Source organism: Gandjariella thermophila (assembly GCF_005405885.1).
GTDB classification, from domain to species: domain Bacteria; phylum Actinomycetota; class Actinomycetes; order Mycobacteriales; family Pseudonocardiaceae; genus Gandjariella; species Gandjariella thermophila.
Genome location: NZ_BJFL01000111.1, coordinates 1 through 1534, shown reverse-complemented (window position 1 = coordinate 1534; position 1534 = coordinate 1). Strand labels below are relative to the sequence as shown.

General features: G+C 59.5%; 2 protein-coding genes and 1 pseudogene. 1 reads left to right on the top strand and 2 read right to left on the bottom strand.

Annotated elements, in window-relative coordinates; translation table 11 throughout:
- Positions 1 to 193 precede the first annotated feature (193 nt).
- Positions 194 to 577 carry a hypothetical protein gene (locus FFT21_RS28465; RefSeq protein ID WP_225978851.1) on the top strand — a complete coding sequence of 128 codons (384 nt, stop codon included), beginning with the start codon at positions 194 to 196 and terminating at the stop codon, positions 575 to 577.
- A 22-nt stretch (positions 578 to 599) separates the two neighbouring features.
- On the opposite strand, the gene FFT21_RS28460 is transcribed toward FFT21_RS28465, so the two are convergent.
- Entirely contained in the window at positions 600 to 1076 is a 477-nt protein-coding gene (locus FFT21_RS28460; protein ID WP_137816979.1) for a SitI3 family protein, read from the bottom strand.
- Positions 1077 to 1107: 31 nt separating this feature from the next.
- Positions 1108 to 1350, bottom strand: a pseudogene (locus FFT21_RS30875) (CdiA C-terminal domain-containing protein); the annotation flags it as partial.
- Positions 1351 to 1534 lie beyond the last annotated feature (184 nt).

Below are 1534 nucleotides of genomic sequence, written 5' to 3'. Positions count from 1 at the left end.
CCACGGCATCACGCTTGAACTCGTCGGTGAACCTCCGACGAGCCCGCTTCACCGTCGGTCGCTCTCCCACAGCGAACACTCTCTCCTGTCATCTGAGGTGTCCGGTCAACGGGGGGAGGTCCCGATCGCGCACCCCACTGTTGATGCGGAAGGGCGGAGGACCCCGGCCCTGCGGTTTGGCGATCCTCGGGTCATGGCCCTGGTCGGCGCCTTGTGTTCCACGCTGCTCGCCGCGACCGGCTTCACCAACAAGCACCTTCGCGTGCTGATCGCCGGGCTGCTCGGCAGCGACTACCGCCCCAACCAGATGACCTACGACCTGCGGCGGCTACGGCTGGCCGGACTCATCCGGCGCCTCCCGCACAGCAACCGCTACCACGTCACTGCCGACGGCATCCGGATCGCGGTGTTCTACACCAAGGTCTACAACCGGCTGCTGGTCCCACTCACCGCTGCCGACCCGCCCCAAGCCCCACCCCAGTTACGACAAGCGCTGCGCACCCTCGACCGGCACGTCAAGGACTCCATCGATCGGGCACACCTGGCAACGACAGCCTCAAACTTGACACAGATGTGAAGAAGCCCGCGACCAAAGATCGCTAGGAGAAGGTGTGGGTGGCCCGATGGTAGGGCTGGGTCAATACGGCCAGACGTTCCGGTGGCCATATGTCGTCGTCTTCGCTGACAGTCAACTCGCCGCCGCGGCGTAGCAGCCAGATCTCTTCGAAATCCCAGTGTAGCACCAGATCGCCTGGAACGCGGACTAGTAGGCGGTCCACGATTCTGACCATGTCGTCCTCTTGTTGGGACGTCTTCTCTTGGTTGTTGCGACGGAAGGCCACGGATACCGTTGGAGTGAAGCCGAGATCGGTGATTATCACGTTCCAGGGCTGAGGCTGGATTCCTGTAACTTTGATCCAAGTCCAGAGCTTGGTGACCGCTCCCTCCTTGAGTATTTTTTCAACAGTGACAGATTCGTCGAACAGCCCGATAGTCTGAGCAGAATCGTATAGCTCTAGAGCCACCTGTTCTGCGGTGAACGGCGTTGCCATATCCAGATAGTAAACGATTGCCAACTAAGTGCTCCATTGCCTAGGTGATTAGAGTTTACGGGTAGATATGGAGTATGTTACCTTGCTTGTCGATCGATATCACCTCCTTGAGTCCTGGAATCGGCCAGTCGTGTAGTTGGGCGCGTATGGCTCCCACGTCGGCGGGCGTATCGGACAGGTTGAGGACGATACGGTCAGCCTGTCGAGCGGCGACCTTCCTGCCGATCCGGCTTGCAATGTTCCTTATGTTGTCCGTAGTAGGCGCGAGACAGTCGAAGATCTGACCGTTGATACGGTAGTCGGGATTCTTGTCTCCAGGAACGGTCGGGCGCTGCTCGACGTCGTAGCCAGCTCTGGCGCAATACCGCTAAGTTAAGACCGGAGAGAGCAATTTGATGGTTGGTGGCCCGGTGTGGCGGGTTCCGTGGTGGTGGGCTCGCTTGATGAGGTAGGCATTGTGTTTTCCTCGCTTGATCACGCGT